We start from the raw sequence: 15993 nt of genomic DNA on the forward strand, positions 1-15993 counted from the left end.
GTCAGGGATTCAGAGCCCAGGCGCTTACTTCAACGCCCGCGCCAAAAAGGCTTGTGTGGTCTGGTGTGTCGGGTGGTCAAACACCGCTTCGGGCGGGCCTTCTTCGATGATCCGACCGCTGTCTAGGAAGCAGATCTTGTCGGCGGCCTCGCGGGCAAAGCCCATTTCATGCGTGGCCATCATCATCGTCATGCCCTGTTTCTTGAGCATCAGCAGAACATCCAGCACCTCGCCCACAAGTTGGGGATCGAGGGCCGAGGTGATTTCATCAAACAGCATGACCTCAGGCTGCATGGCCAAGGCGCGCACGATGGCAACGCGCTGCTGCTGCCCGCCCGACAATTGGTCGGGATAGTTGTGCATCCGGTCGGCCAACCCGAACCGGGCGAACAGCGCTTCGACCTCGGGCTGCAATTCAGCGCGCGTGAGCCCACGCACCCGGCGGGGCGCGAGCATGACATTCTCAAGCGCGGTCATATGCGGAAACAAGTTGAAGCTTTGGAACACGATCCCGATCCGGGCGCGCACCGATTGCGGGTTCAGACCGGGGATCGAGATATCCTCGCCATCCAGAAAGATCGCGCCGTCTTCGATGGGTTCCAGCAGGTTGATACAACGCAGCAGAGTCGACTTGCCCGACCCGGATGCGCCGATTAAGCAAACCATTTGGCCCTCATCAACGGTGAGATTAATCCCTTCACAGACCGTGCGGTCGCCAAAGCGTTTCACCACGCCCTGAAGTTCCAGTTTGGGCATCAGCGCCTCTCTCGCATTTGGCGGGCCATCAGGTGATCGGCGTAGCGTGTGGCGGGGATGGTGACGATCAGGAAGATGATCGCCGCGCCCACATAGGGGGTGAAATTCGCCAGCAGCGACTTGAACACTCCGGCCTGACGGAAGATTTCGACCGGGCCGATAAAGCTGAGCAGAGAGACATCCTTTTGCAGCGCAATCAGCATGTTCATCTGTGAGGGCACCACGTTGCGGATCGCCTGCGGCAACACCACGTCGCGCATCACTTGCCGTTCCGACAGACCCAGCGACAATGCGGCGGCGCGCTGGCTGTGGTGGACGCTGTCGATGCCTGAGCGGAAGATTTCAGCCACATAGGCCGAGTAAGTCAGGATCAGCGCCAGCGAGCCCCATATGTAAGGCGAATTCCACGGGCGCGGCAGGCCCAGCCCCGGAATGCCGAAGCCGATCAGATAGACCGTCAGGATCACTGGCACGCCGCGGAAAATGTCGGTGAACGCCGCGCCAAAGATGCGCAGCGGAAACAGGGCAGGTGATTTGGCATCCCGCGCCAAGGCAATCAACAGGCCAAGCACGGCGATCGCCGGTGCGGACCACAAAAAGATCATCACGTTGATCCGAAACGCCTCAAGCAGTTTCGGGAAGGTTTTGACAAGCGTCTCGCCGTTAAAAAAGCTCTGCTGAACCTTCGACCAGCCCGGAGCCAGCGGCACCAGAAAGTAAATCGCGGCCACAACTGTGACCGTGCTTATCGTGGCGATCACCAACGACCTGCGTCGTTGGTGCGCCTCGTACCGTTCGCGGCGGGTCATCCCCGCCGCCTTATGATCTGCCATGTTACTTGATCAGAGGGACACCAGTGGTGTCCTGCAGCCATACGGCTTCGATTTCGGCCAGTTTGCCGTTAGCTGCCAGTGCCGCCAGCGCCTCGTCCACGCAGGTTTTCAGAGGGTTGCCTTCTTCCATCAGCATGCCGAAATGATCGGGATTGTCATTTTCATCCGCCGGGAACTGACCGATGACCTTTGAGCCTTCGATCATCACCGCGCTGAGGAACAGGGCGGTGGGCAGATCGAACAGGGCCGCATCAATCTGGTTGGCCGACATGGCGGCGTTAACGTCAGCATTGTCGCCATACAGCAACGGGTCGCTGTCGGGTTGGATGATGCTGGCCAGTTTCGGCACCGCCGTGGTCGAGCCGACGGCCCCCCATTGCAGGCCTTTCAGCGCTTCAAGCGTCGGGGCAGTGTCGGTCGAATTGGGGCTGACCAGAACTGCCATCGGGGCGGTGTAGTAAGGGGTAGAGAAATCGACCACCTGATCCCGTTCGGGCGTGATCGAGTATTGCTGCATGTTGACGTCAAATTCCTTGGCGCCGGGTTGGATCGCCTCATCGAACGAGGATCGGACCCAGACCACATCATCGGCCGCGAACCCCATTTCTTCGGCGACGGCGTAAGCCACAGCAGCCTCGAACCCTTCGCCACTTTCAGGCGCGTCATCAATCACCCACGGATAGTAGGCCGGGTTGCCCGTTGCGATGGTGAATTTGCCGTCTGTCAGCGTTTTGCCGGCAGCGCATTGTTCTTGCGCATAGGCCGCTGTTGACAAAAACAGAATTGAAGTTGCCGCGATCGAGAGTGTCTTGGACATCCGATACAAACCTCCTGTTGGATTGGGTTGCGGTCAAAGTAATTCTGCCTAACCCGACTGTCCAGCGGATGCTTGATCGTCGACCATCATGAGGGGTTGGCGTTCATGTGTCCGATGACATTGTGCCGGTCTCTTCGCCTGCCAGGAATCCCAAGGACGGCACAGTGAGGAAACCTGTTGCATCAGTGACCGCACGCTCGGCCAACGGTCGGAATGTGGCGCAGGAACTGGCAATATTCTGCCGGGGAGCAGCTGGGCTCTTTTCTTTTTCCTAAAGATATTATTAAAACTGCTTCACCACTCAAACCGGCAAAGAACCTTCTTGCAGTACAACGCACGCAATACCGATACGATCTGGTCGCGCCTGCCCGGCGTCGCGCGAATTGCCGTTGTTTTGGGACTTTTCAGTCTGATCTCGGCCTGTGCTAAGAATCCGAATGAGGTGGACTTGGATCCCGAACGTCAGGCCATGGCGTTGCAAGAGGTCTCAAGAAAACATGCGCTGGGACAAAGGGTGTGGTGCGTGCCCTACGCACGCAACCTCAGCGGCATCGAAATTCGTGGCAACGCCAAGGATTGGTGGGGCAAGGCTCGCAATGGGTTTGACCGGGGTAATGAACCGGAGGTCGGTGCGGTGATGTCGTTTCGGGCCACCAGAGGGATGCCCCTGGGACATGTGGCTGTCGTGTCCGATATTGTCACCGAGCGGGAAGTCATTGTGAACCACGCAAACTGGCTCCGGAATAAGGTGTCGTTGCAGATGGGCGTGAGGGACGTGTCCAAAAACAATGATTGGACGCTTGTGCGGGTTGAAAGCCGGCCGGGCAGCTACGGCAGTTCTTACCCGGTGAACGGGTTCATCTATCCGAATTTCGGCGAGTAACCCAAGCTCTCCTCACCCCCGCCAGTAGCTGGCACGGTAAAGCCGAGTGTCCGACATGCCGCTGTCATTCGGGCGTTTTTTGTTCGGTGGCGGGTTTGTTTACTTTGACACATGATCAATGCCCGCAGGGCGGACTTATCCGTCACTTATTTGTAGGCCAATTCCTTCAATTAACTCTGGCGCATCAAGCTTTCGAAACGCGTCTGCGACTGCATTCTGTGAATCCTGGTCAGCTAACTGTAGATGAGCTGCAATGTTTTCCAAGGCGCGAATATCGTTGTCACAATCCGTTGGGGCCTCGCGCGTCTCAATGTGTTTCACTGCTAGTGCGAGAGCCAAAGCCAAATTTTCCATCGCACAACCTCGATATGCTGAGATTTGAAGCTACAAGACCGAAATCATTGTGACAATGGGCTCTTACCTGCCCCTTGAATGCAAACCGAGTATCCTTGGCATCAGCTCATAAACTTGGCCGATGTCCACATAAAAAGAAACCCGCCAAAAGCTGGCGGGTTTCGTCTGTTTTAGCAATACTACAGCGGTCGGATCAGCCGAACACACGCCCCAGCGCGCCGTCTACGGCGTCGGTGATCTGGTCGATATCGTCCGCCGTTGCAATCAGCGCTGGCGAGAAGCACAGCGTGTTGTTGCGGCTGGGGATCGAGCGGTTGGTGGCACCGATGATGACGCCCTGCGCCATACAATCAGCAACCACGGCCTGAACGCGCTTTTCGTCCATCGGATCCTTGGTGGTCCGATCGGTTACCAGCTCGGCGCCAAGGAACAGACCCTTGCCGCGCACGTCGCCGATGACTTTGTGCTTTTCCATCAGCGCCTGCAGGTTGCCCATCATGCGATCACCCATGTCCACGCAGTTCTGCAGCAGGTTTTCATCCTGAATGATGCGCATGTTTTCAACCGCTGCCGCCGGACCGGCAGTGCAGCCGCCAAAGGTCGAGATATCACGGAAATAGTTCATCGGGTCTGCCGCGTCGTCTTTGAACATGTCAAAGACTTCCTCGGTGGTGACCATGCAGGCGATCGCGGCATAACCCGAGGCAACGCCCTTGGCCATGGTCACGAAGTCCGGCTTGATGCCGTATTGCTGGTAGCCGAACCACGTGCCGGTCCGACCTACGCCGCAGACAACCTCGTCAATGTGCAGCAGGATGTCGTATTTCTTGCAGATCTCCTGCACGCGGGGCCAATAGCCTTCAGGCGCTTCGATGACGCCACCGCCTGCGGTCACGGGCTCAAGGCACAGGGCGCCAACGGTGTCGGGGCCTTCGCGCAGGATGACCTCTTCGATCTGATCTGCAGCCCATTCGCCAAAGTTCTCTTCCGGTGCGCCGTCCAGCTCGTGCTTGCGGTACTCCATGCAATGAGGCACGCGCACGAAATCGGGTGCAAAGGGACCGTACTGCGCGGTGCGCTCGTCCTGACCACCTGCTGACATGGTCGCCAGGGTGGAGCCGTGATAGTCGCGGTCGCGATACAGGATCTTGGTTTTCTTGCCGCCATATTTCTTGTGCGCGATCTGGCGGATCATCTTGAACGCCTTCTCGTTCGCCTCAGAACCTGAGTTGGTGTAGTACACGCGGCTCATGCCCGGCATCTTGTCGATCAGCATTTCCGCGAAATTCGAACCGGGGATCGAGCCTGCGGTGTTGGCGAAGTAGCACAGCTTCATCAGCTGGTCATAAACCGCCTTACAGATAGATTCGCGGCCATAGCCCACGTTCACGGTCCAGACACCGCCTGATACGGCATCCAGGTGCTCTTTGCCCTTTTGGTCCCACACGCGCATGCCTTTGCCTTCGACAATGATACGGGGATCGTTGGTCTCAAACGGCTTGTGCTGGATCAGGTGATGCCAGAGGTGGGCGCGGTCGGCTTCGACGACGCGGGAAAGATCGTTTTCGTTGAACGTGCCGTCCATGACATGTCCTTTCAAAAGTGGGGCGCGCGGGGAATCAGTAGGTCCCGGCGGGCGCAAAGTGACGTGATACTGCAGATCAACGCGAATGGTGCGCGTGAAGTAGGGCCAGATTAGCCCATAGGATATCTCCAGTGTAGCTCAAACGCGTATTAATACGGGTTTGTTATGTCGCAAACTTTGTGCTCAATACGACAATCTGACGAGTTTGGGAGGATCGCCGGATGACAGCCACACCTATCTACCAGCAACATCTGGATAAAACCCCGGCGAATTTCACGCCGTTGTCTCCGCTGAGCTATCTTGAGCGGACGGCGGCAGTGTATCCGGATTACCCATCCGTTGTGTATGGCGAGCGTCGGTATAGCTGGGCAGAAACCTATGCGCGGAGCCGACGTCTGGCCAGCGCGCTGACTACGCGTGGCGTAGGCGTGGGCGATACAGTCTCGATCATCGCGGCCAATATCCCCGAGCTGTATGAGGCACATTTTGGCGTGCCCATGGCAGGGGCGGTGCTGAACGCGATCAACACGCGGCTGGATGCGCCGATCATCGCCTTCATTCTGAACCATGCCGAAGCCAAGGTTCTGCTGGTCGATCCCGAGTTTTCAGGCGTCGTGAAACAGGCGTTAGCGCAGGTGGATCACAACATTCTGGTGATCGACATCGCAGACGCCAGTTTTGACGGTGGCGAGCGATTGGGAGATCTGACCTATGAGGCTCTGTTGGCCGAGGGTGATCCAGAGTTCGACTGGTCTTTGCCCGCAGATGAATGGGATGCGATCACGCTGAACTATACCTCGGGCACCACCGGCAACCCCAAAGGTGTAGTCTATCACCACCGCGGCGCGGCGCTGAATGCAACATCGAACATTCTGACCTGGGGGATGCCGCAGCATTCGGTCTATCTGTGGACCTTGCCGATGTTCCACTGCAACGGCTGGTGTTTCCCGTGGACGATGGCGGCCAATGCGGGAACCTCCGTCTGCCTGCGCGCCGTACGGGACGAACCGATCTATCGCGCCTTCCGAGAAGAGGGCGTAACTCATTTCTGCGGCGCGCCGATCGTGCTGAACATGCTGGCCAATGCACCGGATCACCTCAAGGATTTCACGCAGCAGATCAAGGCGATGACCGCTGGCGCTCCGCCGCCGGCCAAGGTGATCGAAGCGATGGAAGGGATGGGTGTTGAGGTTACCCATGTCTATGGGTTGACCGAGACTTATGGTCCATCCGTCGTCTGCGCGTGGAAGGACGAATGGAACGACAAGGGTGCAGAGGACCGCGCCGCGCTCAAGGTGCGTCAGGGTGTGAAATACGTGGCATTGTCTGGCTTGATGGTCGCAGACCCTGAAACCATGGAGCCTGTTCCTTCGGATGGCGAAACCATGGGTGAGATATTCATGCAGGGCAACATTGTCATGAAGGGCTATCTCAAGAACGCCGAGGCGACCGACAAAGCCTTCAAAGGCGGGTGGTTTGCCTCGGGCGATCTGGGCGTGATGCACCCGGATGGCTACATCGCGCTGAAGGATCGGTCCAAGGACATCATCATCTCGGGCGGCGAGAATATTTCATCGGTCGAGGTTGAGGATACGCTTTATAAACACCCGGCTGTTATGGAGGCAGCGGTGGTGGCCCGCCCGGATGAGAAATGGGGTGAAACGCCGTGTGCATTTGTTGAATTGAAACCGCAGGCAGAGGCGAATGAGGCGGAGATCATCGCTTTCTGCCGGGATCATATGGCCCATTTCAAAGCACCCAAGACGGTTGTGTTTGGGGCGTTGCCCAAGACGTCGACGGGGAAGATTCAGAAGTTCATCCTGCGCGACCGGGCGCGTGAATTGGCTTAATCGAAGATCGACAGATCAAGTGGCAGCATCTCGCCCATCCAGATAGCGCGATCCCGGTGATCAGCCAAGTGATCGCCGGTTTCTGGATGCGTAAAGATGGTCAGCCCTTGCCGGTTCAGGATCAGCCAGGGAAAGACCTGATCAAAGGCTTCGGCTGGAAAGCCCAGCTGGCAACTCCAACGTGGGTGTGGGCCAACGTTGCGCGCATGCATACGGCCCATCTGGACGGTGGGAAACAGGCGCGCGGCCTCTTCACAGACCTGCTGCGCTTTGTCCTGCGTGTCGGCATCGAAATAGACATGGGCGTGGTAACCGGTGATCTCGGGCATGGGGGTCTCCGTCTGTCGTTGTGGAAAACCTAAGGGCGACCCGAGCGCTTGTGCACCCGCATCGCCACACAGACCCTGTGCGCCGGATCAGAGCGGAGCGTGAAGGTCGGGATGGGCTGCGGCAAAGGCAGAATGCTCGGCACAGACGGCCTCGACTGCTGTCAGGCGTGGCATATCGGATAGATCAACTTCCCACCGGCGCGCATTATAAAGCTGTGGGATCAGGCAGATATCGGCCAGACCCGGCGTTTCACCGGTGCAGAACGGGGATTGATCAAAGCCGCCCAGCAGCGATTCAAACGCGAGCAGACCCGGCCGGATGAAGTGACGCATCCAGTCGCCGGGCATGTCGCCTGCACCTTGGGTGAGCGCGGTGGCATGTTTGGCAACCGACAGATTGCAGACCGGATGGATATCCACCGCGATACTGTGCGCCAATGCCCGCGCCGCGGCTCGCTTGGCCGGATCGGTTGGCAGCAGACCCAGTTCGCGGGTCTCATCCAGATAATCGATGATCGCCAGCGATTGGGTCAACCGAACCCCATCGATATCCAGCACCGGGACCAGACCTTGCGGGTTGCGGTCCAAATGATCCGGGGCGCGATGCGCCCCGTTCACCAGATCCACGACGACCGGGCGGTAGGTGATCCCAGCCAGATTCAGTGCAATCCGCACCCGGTAACTGGCGGACGAACGCCAGTAATCAAACAGAACCACTTCGGACATAAGATGGTTAGCCTTTGCTTAGTTCCTTGGCATGCAGCCAGTCGGCATGCTGAGGGGCTCGTTTGGTGCGCGACCATTCTTCGAGCATATCCCATTTGACCGAATCCAGCCGGGCCAGCATGGCCTCTTCCTCGGGGTCGGGGCAAGCCAGTTCCACCCGATGACCGTTCGGATCGAAGAAATATATCGAATGGAAGATCGAATGATCCGTGACACCCAGAACCTCGACGCCGTTGGCTTCGAGATGGTCCTTGAATGCGATCAGCTCATCACGGTCCTTCACCTTGAATGCGATGTGCTGCACCCAAATCGGTGTGTTGGGATCGCGCCCCATTTCCGGCTTGGTAGGCAGCTCAAAAAACGCCAGCACATTGCCATTTCCGGCATCCAGAAACAGGTGCATGTAGGGATCAGGTTCATGGGTGGAGGGCACATGATCTTCGGCAATCGCCAGAATGAAATCCATGTTCAGCATCTTGCCGTACCATTCTACGGTCTCTTTCGCGTCCTTGCAGCGATAGGCGACGTGGTGAATCTGTTCGATTTTCATGGGCTTACTCCTGTTTCAGGGCTGCGGCGTCCAACGCCTGCTTCAGCACCGCGTTGTCGCCGATGTGGTTTGCCAGAACCAGCACAAGGCGCGCGTTGAACGCATCGCTTTCGGCTTTCTCAAGCCCTTCGTGGGCCGCCACCAGATCGGCATAGAAATCGTCGGCCTGGGTCAGATTGGATGAGAGGATCAGATCAGCCATGTCGCTTACTCCTTGCCTGTGGCGCGGCGGACCGCGTGCCGGAATGCATTTTCTTCATACGTGTCGCGGCGGGCGGCCACGTGCTGATCGGGACGGATCAGATAGACCGCTCCGGTCGCATCGCCCAGATAGCGCCGCTTCAGCGTCAGGGTTGGGTCATCCTTGACCGAAAGCGCAAGGCGTTTGACCGTGATCCCGTCAACCTCCATCTCATCGGGCGCATCGGCGTCGATGGTCAGCAGCGTGAACTGTCCAGCCAGTTTAGGCAGTAGAAAGCCATCATCCAAAGGCGCATCGGGACAGGACGCTCCGGGGCGCGTCTGTGTCGGCCCGTTCAACGCATCCGCCGAATTCAGCGACGAGCCGTCATAGACGCAAGGTACGCTCAGGCGGCCAGAATTCACCATCGGGCGGGCGAAGTCATAATGTTCGCTCAAGTCCAGCACCGCGTCGCGCAGGATGCGGGACATCTGCGATTTCGGGGTGATGAAATCGGTCGAGCGGGTCGAGTTCAGGATGTTTTCGTCCGCACCGTGAATGCGTTCCTGATCGTAGCTGTCCAGCAGCGACTCAGGCGCTTTGCCGTCAATCACCAGTTTCAGTTTCCAGCACAGGTTGTCGGTATCCTGCACGCCCGAGTTTGCGCCCCGTGCGCCAAACGGGCTGACCTGATGGGCACTGTCACCGGCAAAGATCACGCGGCCATGGCGGAATTGCTCCATCCGGCGGCACTGGAAGGTGTAGATGCTGACCCATTCCAGCTCGAAATTTACCTCCTCGCCCAGCATGGCCTTGAGGCGCGGGATCACGTTTTCCGGGCGCTTTTCGCGTTCCTTGTCGATATCCCATCCCAGTTGCAGATCGATGCGCCAGACGCCATCGGGTTGTTTATGTAGCAACGCAGATTGGCCTTTGTTGAACGGCGGATCGAACCAGAACCAGCGTTCCGAGGGGAAATCGGCCTCCATAATCACATCCGCGATCAGGAAGTTGTCTTCGAACACGCGGCCCACAAAATCCTTACCCATCATGGCGCGCATGGGTGAGCCCGCGCCGTCGCAGGCGATGACCCAATCCGCTTCGATGGTGTATGATCCCTCGGGCGTTTCGACCTCAAGCTTGACGTGATCGGGGTGGGTTCCAACGGCTTCGACCTTGTTGCGGCCGCGGATTTCGATCGGTGCACCCTGCGCTTGCAATTCGCGGACGCGGTCGACCAGAAACTGCTCGAAATAGTATTGCTGCAGGTTGATGAAGGCCGGGCGCTGATCGCCGCTGTCGGGCTGCAGGTCGAACTCGTAAACCTGACGTTCGTCGAAGAACACTTTGCCCTTGTTCCAAAGAACGCCTTTGTCGACCATCGGCTGCCCGCAACCAAGTCGGTCGAGGATTTCCAGCGGGCGTTTGGCAAAACAGATGGCGCGGCTGCCGAAGCTGACCTTGTCGTTGTCGTCCAGCACCAGCACCTCGACCCCTTGCTGGGCCAGATCGATGGCGGCGGCCAGACCCACCGGACCAGCCCCAACAACGATGACCTTGTGACGCACGGGCGCTGGCGCGGATTGATCCGGGCTGGCCTCGTAGGCATAAAGTGGAACTTCAAAAATCTTGTTCACTCTCTCTCTCCCATTTCTGGCGCATCGGGCGCACCCCATCTGTTCCCCGGCACAGTTGCGCCGGAGGTCTTGCGTTAGAGTTTCACCGTCAAATCCGGGCCGCCACGATCTGGATCAAATCCGGCCCGGAATTCTTAGCCCTGAAGGGCCTCCCACATCTCCAGATCGCGCTGGGCGGTCCAGATCCGGGGCGTGTCGATGCCGCGGGCCTCGTCATAGGCGCGGGCAACATTGAAGGGCAGGCAGTGTTCGTAGATTGCATAGTCGGCAAATTTGGGGTCGCATTCGGCGCGGACCGCGTCCCAGGCTTCTTTCAGCGAACCGCCACGCGCCGCGACCTTTGCTGCCGGGCGGTAGGTGCTTTCCACGAAATCGCGGGTGTTTTCGATGGCCGCATTGACCATGTCCTTACCAACTAGAGCGTCGCCGCGCCCCGGCGCGATAGCGTCTACGTCGAACCACTTGATCTCATCCAGCGTATCGCCCCAGTCGCTGAAATGCCCATCGCCGCAATAGCACGCCGAGTGGTATTCGACGATGTCACCGGTGAACATGACATTCTGATCGGGCACGTGGATGACGATATCGCCAGCGGTATGCGCACGGCCCAGATGCATCAGGTCGATCCGGCGGTTGCCCAGATAAACCGTCATTGTGTCGCTGAAGGTGGTGGTGGGCCATGTGAGGCCGGGGATGCTTTCGTGTCCTTCAAAGAGACGCGGGAAGCGTTGGAATTCGCTGTCCCAGTCTTCCTGACCACGTTCAACCACCATTGCGCGCGCCATATCCGACATCAGTATCTGTTGCGCACCAAAGGCGCTCGCGCCCAGCACGCGTACTGCGTGGTAATGGGTCAGCGCCACATGGGTGATCGGCTTGTCAGTCACCGACCGCACGCATTCGATCACCTTGTTGGCCAGACGCGGCGTCGCCTGCGCCTCGACAATCATCACGCTGTCATCGCCGATGATCACGCCCGAGTTCGGGTCGCCTTCGGCAGTGAAGGCATACAGCCCTTCGCCCACCTCAGTGAAGCTGATTTTCTTTTCCGACATGTCCCCCTGGGACGCAAATGCCTTGGCCATATCAGTGATTTCCCTTCTGGACAGCGACTGGCTTTGATGATGTTGTCGCCATATGTTTGAACGTCGATTTTTGCCTTATTGGGCAACCGCTTGTGTTGTCATTGCCTGCGCCATCATCCTGCTGTGGATGGGCCGCGAACCGATTTGCAAATGCGGTTATGTCAAGCTGTGGCATGGTGAAACCTTCAGTTCCGAAAGCTCGCAGCATCTGACCGATTGGTACACGCCCAGCCACATCATTCATGGCTTTCTGTTTTACGGTCTTCTGTGGCTGGTGGCGCGCCGCCTTGCCGTTGGCTGGCGGTTGTTCATCGCCACCTTGATAGAAGTCGCGTGGGAGATTTCCGAGAACACCAATGCCGTGATCGAACATTACCGCGCGGTCACGATCTCGCTGGATTACTACGGCGACAGTGTCGTCAACTCGATCGCCGATATTGGCGCGATGATGCTGGGGTTCTGGTTGGCGCGTCGCCTGCCGATCTGGATGACGGTCACCATTGCGCTGGGATTCGAGATCCTGACCACCACGCTGATCCGCGATGGTCTGACGCTGAACGTGCTGATGCTGCTTTATCCCATCGAGGCCGTTAAGGACTGGCAGAGCGCGCTCTGAATATGCGGACTGGACCTGCATCAATCTCTGGCGAATGGATTTTCGAGTGCGGGCAGCACAGTGCCGGTGCAATCGCCGAACCCGATGGAATAGCCGTCGCCCTTGGCTGCGCCGGTCAGGGTCAGCGTGTCGCCGTTCTCGATGAAGGTGCGGGTCTCGCCTGTGTCCAGCGTCAGCGGCTCTTTCCCGCCCCAGCTGAGTTCCAGAAGTGATCCGCGCTCTGGCTTGTTCGGCCCCGAAATGGTGCCGGACCCCAACAGGTCGCCCGTGTTCATCGGACACCCAGACGTCGAGTGATGCGCCAACTGCTGCGCCGCCGAGTAATACATCTCGCGATAATTGGTTCGTGCGATGGTCGTGGCGTCTTTATTCTCGGGCGCCATCGTTACGGATAGATCGATGTCATAGAGCATCGGGCCGCAATCCTTCAGGTGGTCCAGCAGTGCAAACTCACGGTCGGGCGTATCGCAGCGGAACGGTTCCAGCGCCGCTTTGGTCACGATCCACGGACTGATCGAGGTCGCGGTCGCCTTGGCCTGGAACGGCCCCAGCGGCTGGTATTCCCAGGCCTGAATATCGCGCGCGGACCAGTCGTTTAGCAGGACATAGCCAAAGATGTTGTCATCGGCTTCCTGCACTGAAATTGGGCCGTCAGACGGTGTGCCCACGATTGCACCCATCTCTAGTTCGATATCAAATCGACGGCTGGGCAGGAAAGCAGGCAGGTCCTGATCGGGCGATTTCAACTGACCCCAGGGGCGACGGATATCTGTGCCTGAAACGACAACAGACGACGCGCGGCCGTTATAGCCGATGGGGATGTGCAGCCAGTTCGGCGGCAATGCGTTTTCCGGGCCGCGGAACATGGTGCCCACGTTCTGGGCATGGTGGCGGCCCGCGTAGAAATCGGTGTACTCGCTGACGGCAAAGGGCATATGCATCTCGGCCTCGTCCTGCGGGATCAGCAGACTTTCGATCTTGTGCTGTTCGTCCGAATCTTCAGCCAATAGCGTAGATAGGCGGTCGCGCAATGCAGCCCATACGGCAGGGCCTTCTTCCATTAGCGGATTCCAGAAGGGCAGATCGAACAGCGGCTCATCCGACAGCGCGATTAATCCATCAGCCTCGGCAGCAGTCACGTCGAAGATCATGTCGCCGATGGCAACGCCGCAGCGGGGCTCGGTGGTTTCGGTCGAGAACACGCCATAAGGCAGGTTGTTCAGCGGGAAGGGGTGGTCGGCGGAATTGGCCGATGCGACCCAGGATTTCTTCAAAGGCATATTGCGTCCTTATGTCTTTCGGTTATGAGGCGGCGCGCAGGGATTTGAAGCCCAGCAGGACTGCCGCCAATATCATGAAGCTGCCACCGATCCGGTCGAGCCAAAGTCTTGCCGGCCCCTGCAGGCGCCGGGCCAGCCAACTGGCAGTGGAGCCATAGGCCATCAGAAACAACCCGTCTATGATCAGATATGTGGCCGAGAGGATGGCGAATTGTGGCCAGAATGGCAGCGCGCCATCGATGAACAGCGGAAACAGAGCGGCGAAGAACACCACCGCCTTGGGATTCGCGGCAGAGGTGATGAAGCCCTGCATCCAGAGCGCCCTGCGGCTGGCACGTAGCGCATCGTTGGTTTCGGCAACACGTGCCTTCACGATTTGCTTGACGCCGAGATAGACCAGATAGGCCACGCCCAACCACTTGATCACGGTAAAGGCGGTCCCGGACGTGGCGATCAGGGCAGCCAGACCCAGACCGGCGGCCAACATTTGAAAGAAATTGGCCGTCAAATCACCCGCAGCGGTAAAAAAACCTCGCCACAGCCCATTGGTTGCCGAGTTCGACAGCATCAGCAACTGGCTTGGCCCCGGTGTGCTCATCAGCAACAACACCGTCGCCACATAGGTGATCCAGATATCAAAACTCATCTCGTCTCCGGTGATCCTTCAACTTGTCACTTGTCGAATAATAGTTGATTTTGTAACTAACAAGGATGACCCAGCCTAAAAATGACCAAAAAGATGAGTTTGATTTGCGAAATTTCCTGCCGTTCCTGTTGAATCAGGCGGCCGAAGAAAGTTCGCTTGAGTTTCAGCGCGTTTACAAGGATCGCTACGGAATGCTGCGAACTGAATGGCGGGTGCTGTTTCATCTTGGCAATCATGGTGAGATGACCGCACGCGACATTGTTGAGCGTGCCAAAATCCACAAAACCAAGGTCAGCCGAGCGGTCAGCCGATTGCAACAGCGCCGATATTTACAAAGGTTGCGGGATGAAAATGACCGGCGGGTTGAGCGGCTATCGCTGACCTCGGCTGGCCAGAAGGTTTATCGTGAGCTAAGCGGTATCGCGCAGGATTATGATCAGAAACTGGCATCGCGTTTCACCACGGGTGAGGCCGCTTTGCTGCGCATGATGCTGCGACGTCTGGCCGGAATGGATTAGGGTACTGGTAATCCGGTACAGCTGCCCCCAGATCAACGTCATAACGGACACAGGAACGACACATGACAGCGCCGGATTCCCCAACGGCAAAATCCCATGATCTGATAGATTGGTTGGTGACCCGAGGCCTGGAAGGGGCCGACAAACAAGAACTTTTGGACGGGTATTGCACCCGTTTAGTTGATCTTGGTGTGCCCTTGATGCGCTTTCATGCGGCGCAACCGGCCTTGCATCCCGTCTATGGCGGAACGGGCTATAGCTGGTACCGCAGCAAAGGAAGTAATCTGGAAACCTTCGAGTATTCCGAAGAGCCCAGTGAAGTTTGGACACAAAGTCCGCTGTATGCCGTATTGCACGAAGATATCGATGCTATCCGTGAACGGCTGGTCGATCAGAACGAACCCAGCCGTTTTCCCCTGCTAAACGAGTTGCGGGAAAACGGGGCCACGGACTATTACGCGACTGGCATCAGCTTTGATGTGCCGGCTCAACGCAACCCCTATGATGCGAAAGAGGCAATCGACGGCGTCTTGATGTCCTGGTCCAGCAATGCGCCGGAAGGATTCTGCGACGATGATCTGGACGTGATCAATACGGCGCTACCGCATCTGGGGCTGGCTCTGAAGTCAGCCTCGAACGCGCGGGTGTCGAAAGATTTGATGCGGGTTTATCTGGGGCGCGATGCCGGTCGTCGGGTCTTGTCCGGTGAAATCCGTCGCGGGTCACTGCAGCAGATTGATGCGGTGATCTGGAACTTCGATCTGGAAGGGTTCACCAGCTTGTCGGAAGAGATGCCAGGGATCGAAGTCATAGATATGCTGAATGACTACCTGGGTGTGGTGGTCGATGTTGTTCATCAATGCGAAGGCAACATCCTGAAGTTCATGGGCGACGGTGTCATGGCGATGTTTGATGTCGGCGAGATCGATGCCGATGCCCGCGCTGCGCTGGCTGCGGCGACCATGCTGCAAGAGCGCATGGCCGAATTGAACACTCAGCGGAGTTCACGGGGACAACCGGTTTCGAACTATACGCTGGCATTGCACTCTGGTGAGATCCTCTATGGAAACATCGGCTCCGAAAGTCGGCTGGATTTCACGGTAATTGGTCCGGCGGTCAACCAGACGTCCAGAATTGCGGGGATGCATCGGTCACTGGGGCAGCGCATCCTGATTTCCGACGATGTAGCCCGCGCGGCGCATCCTTGCGATCAGGACCTGATTTCGGTCGGGCGCTATATGTTGCGGGGTGTGGCAGAGCCGAAAGAGCTGTTTACGATTTACAGAAGGGCTGACTAACCGATCACTGACACCTGTGCCAGTGCGTGCGACTGCTGATGCGCACGAT

The 15993-nt window shown here is 57.9% G+C and carries 17 protein-coding genes; 5 read left to right on the forward strand and 12 right to left on the reverse strand.

What is annotated here, in order from left to right:
• Nucleotides 1-24: 24 nt before the first annotated feature.
• From ACR0L9_RS01290 to ACR0L9_RS01300, 3 genes are read right to left on the reverse strand one after another with little or no spacing between them, the layout of a single operon-like run.
• The gene (locus tag ACR0L9_RS01290) at nt 25-756 is read right to left on the reverse strand and encodes an amino acid ABC transporter ATP-binding protein (protein WP_170392692.1); all 732 of its coding nucleotides are present in this window, start codon (nt 754-756) and stop codon (nt 25-27) included.
• The gene (locus ACR0L9_RS01295) at nt 756-1589 is read right to left on the reverse strand and encodes an amino acid ABC transporter permease (protein WP_010437538.1); all 834 of its coding nucleotides are present in this window, start codon (nt 1587-1589) and stop codon (nt 756-758) included. The genes ACR0L9_RS01290 and ACR0L9_RS01295 overlap by 1 nt, the downstream gene beginning before the upstream one ends.
• A 1-nt stretch (nt 1590) precedes the next feature.
• Nucleotides 1591-2406: an ABC transporter substrate-binding protein gene (locus ACR0L9_RS01300; protein ID WP_480894449.1), complete on the reverse strand. Its 816-nt coding sequence runs from the start codon at nt 2404-2406 to the stop codon at nt 1591-1593.
• A 322-nt stretch (nt 2407-2728) separates the two neighbouring features.
• Between ACR0L9_RS01300 and ACR0L9_RS01305 the strand changes: the two genes are divergently transcribed.
• On the forward strand, nt 2729-3289 hold the full coding sequence (locus tag ACR0L9_RS01305) for a CHAP domain-containing protein (RefSeq protein ID WP_170392689.1): 561 nt from the start codon (nt 2729-2731) through the stop codon (nt 3287-3289).
• Nucleotides 3290-3836: 547 nt separating this feature from the next.
• Here ACR0L9_RS01305 and ACR0L9_RS01310 read toward each other — a convergent pair.
• Nucleotides 3837-5228: an aminotransferase class III-fold pyridoxal phosphate-dependent enzyme gene (locus tag ACR0L9_RS01310; protein WP_170392687.1), complete on the reverse strand. Its 1392-nt coding sequence runs from the start codon at nt 5226-5228 to the stop codon at nt 3837-3839.
• 221 nt (nt 5229-5449) lie between these two features.
• Between ACR0L9_RS01310 and ACR0L9_RS01315 the strand changes: the two genes are divergently transcribed.
• Complete coding sequence (locus ACR0L9_RS01315; protein ID WP_480894450.1) at nt 5450-7078, forward strand: acyl-CoA synthetase; 1629 nt, start codon at nt 5450-5452, stop codon at nt 7076-7078.
• Here ACR0L9_RS01315 and ACR0L9_RS01320 read toward each other — a convergent pair.
• The 6 genes from ACR0L9_RS01320 to ACR0L9_RS01345 all read right to left on the reverse strand — a co-directional run bounded on the left by ACR0L9_RS01320 (nt 7075) and on the right by ACR0L9_RS01345 (nt 11586).
• Entirely contained in the window at nt 7075-7407 is a 333-nt protein-coding gene (locus tag ACR0L9_RS01320) for a DOPA 4,5-dioxygenase family protein (RefSeq protein ID WP_480894452.1), read from the reverse strand. The genes ACR0L9_RS01315 and ACR0L9_RS01320 overlap by 4 nt on opposite strands.
• Before the next feature lie 87 nt (nt 7408-7494).
• Nucleotides 7495-8133 (reverse strand): maleylacetoacetate isomerase, encoded by a 639-nt coding sequence (gene maiA, locus ACR0L9_RS01325; RefSeq protein WP_170402426.1) that lies wholly within the window; start codon nt 8131-8133, stop codon nt 7495-7497.
• A 7-nt stretch (nt 8134-8140) separates the two neighbouring features.
• Nucleotides 8141-8683, reverse strand: coding sequence for a VOC family protein (locus ACR0L9_RS01330; RefSeq protein ID WP_170392683.1), 543 nt, complete (start codon nt 8681-8683; stop codon nt 8141-8143).
• Between the two features lie 4 nt (nt 8684-8687).
• Nucleotides 8688-8885: a DUF2783 domain-containing protein gene (locus ACR0L9_RS01335; protein ID WP_170392682.1), complete on the reverse strand. Its 198-nt coding sequence runs from the start codon at nt 8883-8885 to the stop codon at nt 8688-8690.
• 5 nt (nt 8886-8890) lie between these two features.
• Entirely contained in the window at nt 8891-10501 is a 1611-nt protein-coding gene (locus ACR0L9_RS01340) for an FAD-dependent oxidoreductase (protein WP_480894454.1), read from the reverse strand.
• 134 nt (nt 10502-10635) lie between these two features.
• Nucleotides 10636-11586, reverse strand: a complete 951-nt coding sequence (locus tag ACR0L9_RS01345; RefSeq protein ID WP_039541551.1) for an MBL fold metallo-hydrolase — start codon at nt 11584-11586, stop codon at nt 10636-10638.
• Between the two features lie 52 nt (nt 11587-11638).
• On the opposite strand from ACR0L9_RS01345, the gene ACR0L9_RS01350 reads away from it, so the two are divergent.
• A complete protein-coding gene (locus tag ACR0L9_RS01350; RefSeq protein WP_170402422.1) occupies nt 11639-12202 on the forward strand; it encodes a DUF2585 domain-containing protein in 564 nt (187 codons plus the stop codon).
• Between the two features lie 20 nt (nt 12203-12222).
• Here the strand turns inward: ACR0L9_RS01350 and fahA are convergent, their stop codons facing one another.
• Both fahA and ACR0L9_RS01360 read right to left on the reverse strand, forming a co-directional pair.
• A complete protein-coding gene (gene fahA / locus ACR0L9_RS01355; RefSeq protein ID WP_480894455.1) occupies nt 12223-13482 on the reverse strand; it encodes a fumarylacetoacetase in 1260 nt (419 codons plus the stop codon).
• 22 nt (nt 13483-13504) lie between these two features.
• A complete protein-coding gene (locus ACR0L9_RS01360) occupies nt 13505-14128 on the reverse strand; it encodes a LysE family translocator (protein WP_170609788.1) in 624 nt (207 codons plus the stop codon).
• Nucleotides 14129-14193: 65 nt separating this feature from the next.
• Between ACR0L9_RS01360 and ACR0L9_RS01365 the strand changes: the two genes are divergently transcribed.
• Both ACR0L9_RS01365 and ACR0L9_RS01370 read left to right on the forward strand, forming a co-directional pair.
• Entirely contained in the window at nt 14194-14646 is a 453-nt protein-coding gene (locus ACR0L9_RS01365) for a MarR family winged helix-turn-helix transcriptional regulator (protein ID WP_170392676.1), read from the forward strand.
• A gap of 62 nt (nt 14647-14708) precedes the next feature.
• Entirely contained in the window at nt 14709-15944 is a 1236-nt protein-coding gene (locus tag ACR0L9_RS01370; RefSeq protein ID WP_170609786.1) for an adenylate/guanylate cyclase domain-containing protein, read from the forward strand.
• Nucleotides 15945-15993 lie beyond the last annotated feature (49 nt).

It is taken from the genome of Ruegeria sp. I3 (assembly GCF_056532525.1).

Coding starts and splice junctions, on each gene's coding strand:
- ACR0L9_RS01330 (WP_170392683.1), bottom strand. CDS start 8,683: ATGAAAATCGAACAGATTCACCACGTCGCCTATCGCTGCAAGGACGCG.
- ACR0L9_RS01365 (WP_170392676.1), top strand. CDS start 14,194: ATGACCCAGCCTAAAAATGACCAAAAAGATGAGTTTGATTTGCGAAAT.
- ACR0L9_RS01315 (WP_480894450.1), top strand. CDS start 5,450: ATGACAGCCACACCTATCTACCAGCAACATCTGGATAAAACCCCGGCG.
- ACR0L9_RS01290 (WP_170392692.1), bottom strand. CDS start 756: ATGCCCAAACTGGAACTTCAGGGCGTGGTGAAACGCTTTGGCGACCGC.
- ACR0L9_RS01360 (WP_170609788.1), bottom strand. CDS start 14,128: ATGAGTTTTGATATCTGGATCACCTATGTGGCGACGGTGTTGTTGCTG.
- ACR0L9_RS01310 (WP_170392687.1), bottom strand. CDS start 5,228: ATGGACGGCACGTTCAACGAAAACGATCTTTCCCGCGTCGTCGAAGCC.
- ACR0L9_RS01300 (WP_480894449.1), bottom strand. CDS start 2,406: ATGTCCAAGACACTCTCGATCGCGGCAACTTCAATTCTGTTTTTGTCA.
- ACR0L9_RS01295 (WP_010437538.1), bottom strand. CDS start 1,589: ATGGCAGATCATAAGGCGGCGGGGATGACCCGCCGCGAACGGTACGAG.
- maiA (WP_170402426.1), bottom strand. CDS start 8,133: ATGTCCGAAGTGGTTCTGTTTGATTACTGGCGTTCGTCCGCCAGTTAC.
- fahA (WP_480894455.1), bottom strand. CDS start 13,482: ATGCCTTTGAAGAAATCCTGGGTCGCATCGGCCAATTCCGCCGACCAC.
- ACR0L9_RS01345 (WP_039541551.1), bottom strand. CDS start 11,586: ATGGCCAAGGCATTTGCGTCCCAGGGGGACATGTCGGAAAAGAAAATC.
- ACR0L9_RS01320 (WP_480894452.1), bottom strand. CDS start 7,407: ATGCCCGAGATCACCGGTTACCACGCCCATGTCTATTTCGATGCCGAC.
- ACR0L9_RS01370 (WP_170609786.1), top strand. CDS start 14,709: ATGACAGCGCCGGATTCCCCAACGGCAAAATCCCATGATCTGATAGAT.
- ACR0L9_RS01350 (WP_170402422.1), top strand. CDS start 11,639: ATGTTTGAACGTCGATTTTTGCCTTATTGGGCAACCGCTTGTGTTGTC.
- ACR0L9_RS01335 (WP_170392682.1), bottom strand. CDS start 8,885: ATGGCTGATCTGATCCTCTCATCCAATCTGACCCAGGCCGACGATTTC.